2 protein-coding genes are annotated in these 2391 nt (G+C 50.3%); both read left to right on the top strand.

The annotated features are described in order from the left end of the window. Window positions 1–291: 291 nt before the first annotated feature. Window positions 292–2190, top strand: a complete 1899-nt coding sequence (locus tag C4B57_12130; GenBank protein ID PXF50469.1) for an excinuclease ABC subunit C — start codon at window positions 292–294, stop codon at window positions 2188–2190. Window positions 2191–2197: 7 nt separating this feature from the next. After that, the coding region (locus C4B57_12125) for a hypothetical protein (GenBank protein ID PXF50468.1) at window positions 2198–2391 on the top strand (194 nt) is incomplete at its 3' end.

The raw sequence follows: 2391 nt of genomic DNA, 5'->3' as shown, positions 1-2391 counted from the left end.
CCCCACAGCAAAAGCCAAGAAAACTACGGGGGCTTCCGTTAAACTGTTCAAAGAAATATCCCCTGCCAGTGAACGGTTGCCATCCGTGCCCCCTGCCGCAGGAGCGGTTTGCCTTTTGCAGGGTTTCAATCGCGGGCCAAATTGCACTGGCTCTGGTAAGGGCAACGAATTAGCTTTGAAACAAGGCAGGATATAAAGGATTCATAAGAATATTTACATTTATTGCAAATATCAGGAATAATTATGGGCGAGGAATAATATGTTGTAAGATAAAATTAGAGGTAAAGAGAAATGGAAGATACGACATCTGCTGCAAAGCCAGGCCGTTTTGGAATCTCGAACATCACCTCCCTGGCGACGGTCCCTAATAAATCAGGTGTATATCTCTTCAGGGATATAAAGGATACCGTCCTGTATGTCGGGAAAGCCAGGAATTTACGGCAGCGACTTGCCTCATATCTTGTGGCCGGACCTTCGGCACCGCCAAAGACCGGTTTGATCTTAAGGCGGGCCAGTACATTTGAGATTATAGTCACGGCTACTGAAAAAGAGGCCCTTATACTTGAAGCCTCGCTCATAAAGAAGCACCGGCCAAAATACAATATCGTGCTCCGGGATGACAAGGCCTTTCTTTTTCTGAAGATCGACATAAAGAGGCCGTTTCCCCGCCTGAGCGCTGTTCGGCGCAGGGTAAAAGACGGAGCGCTTTATTTCGGTCCCTATCCTTCTGCAGGGGCGGTGAGGGAGACCCTAAGGTCAATTTCTTTTTTGTTTGGGCTCAGAACTTGTCCTGACAGATCCATGAGGGCCAGGGCTCGTGCCTGCCTGCTGCATCAGATCGGACGATGTTCCGCTCCGTGCATAGGGGCTATCTCGGAAAGGGATTATTGTGATCTGGTAAGACAGGTAAAACTATTCCTCATGGGCAGGACGGATTCCCTTCTTAAGGTCCTGAAGTCGCAGATGGAGGAGGCCTCAGAGGCGCTTGAGTTCGAAAGAGCGGCAGTCTTGAGGGATCGGATTCATTCAATAGAGAAAGTTGTTGAGAGACAGTCAATAGTGGCGGATATGTATGCCGACTGGGACATCATTGGCCTTGCTCGCAGCGGAAATATTTCAGCATTGGCCGTACTCAGGGTACGGGACGGGATAATGCAGGGTCAGGACATACACCATTTGAGCAGGATTATTGAGGAGACAGACCGGGAAATCCTTTCCTTATTCATTCGTCAATTTTATCAGGAGAGTCCTGTGCCAAAGGAGATAATTCTTCCGGAAGAGCTGAAAGATTCAGGCCTGATTTCGGAATGGCTGTCAGACATGGCCGGCAGGAAAGTGTTTCTCAAGAGGCCGGTAAGGGGCTTAAAATGCAGACTGCTTAAGATGGCTGAAACAAATGCCGGGCAGGCCTTGCTTTCTATCGAAAGACAGCACGAGGTATGGCAGGAAAAGGCAGATATTATAATGGATGTACTGAATCTGAAACGCACCCCCGAGAGGGTTGAAGGCGTGGACATCTCTATAACAGGAGGAGAGTTTCCGGTCGGAAGCCTGGTAGCTTTTTATAAAAGTCAACCGGATAAAAAGGGATACAGACACTACAATATTAAAGGAGTCAGAGGTACGGATGATTACGCAATGATCAGGGAGGTAATGCTCAGAAGAATCACCAGAGGGAAAGAGGAGGGAGACCTGCCGGATCTGTTTCTGATAGATGGAGGCCGCGGGCAACTCAGGCAGGCAGTTGAAGTGGTTGAGGCCTCCGGCCTTTCCGGAAAATTTGATCTCGTGGCCCTTGCCAAGGAGACCGGAAATAAAGGTGAGAAGATATTCCGTCCAGGATGGCCTGAGCCCTTGATTCTGCCACGGCATCATCCTGCCTTGTTATTCCTGCAGCAGGTGAGAGATGAGGCCCACCGGTTCGGGATCAATTTTCATCGAAAAAAACGGGATGGTAAGAGACTGTATTCACGCCTGAGTGGAATTTCAGGCGTAGGTCCAAAACGGCAACAGGCGCTTTTCAGACACTTTGGAAGTCTGGCCCGGATTCGTGAAGCGTCCCCGGAAGAGATCAGCAAAGTGCCGGGAATTTCCGGAGAGCTGGCCCGGGCCATACACGAGCACTTTATCTCCAGGGGTGACGAAGAACCACTCGCCAAACTCCGGCTCAAGGCAATGCGAGAACCTTGACTCCGTGGTGAAGCAAGTAGCTGAGAAAAACTCGATCCCCACGGTTACAAAGCTCAGTGGCGCTCCGCTGGCGGGTAAATATCCGGTGAACCCGTTATATCCTGCCTTGGAGCGGTTACCTTTTTCCGGGTTTCAAAGCTCACTCATCGCAGACCGGAGAGGCAGTGCAATCCGGCCCGCGATCGAAACCCTGCAAAAGGC

This window comes from Deltaproteobacteria bacterium, assembly GCA_003194485.1.
Classification (GTDB): domain Bacteria; phylum Desulfobacterota; class Dissulfuribacteria; order Dissulfuribacterales; family UBA3076; genus UBA3076.
Note: the sequence above shows the minus strand (reverse complement) of the source record. Positions and strands in the feature narration are given on the sequence as shown.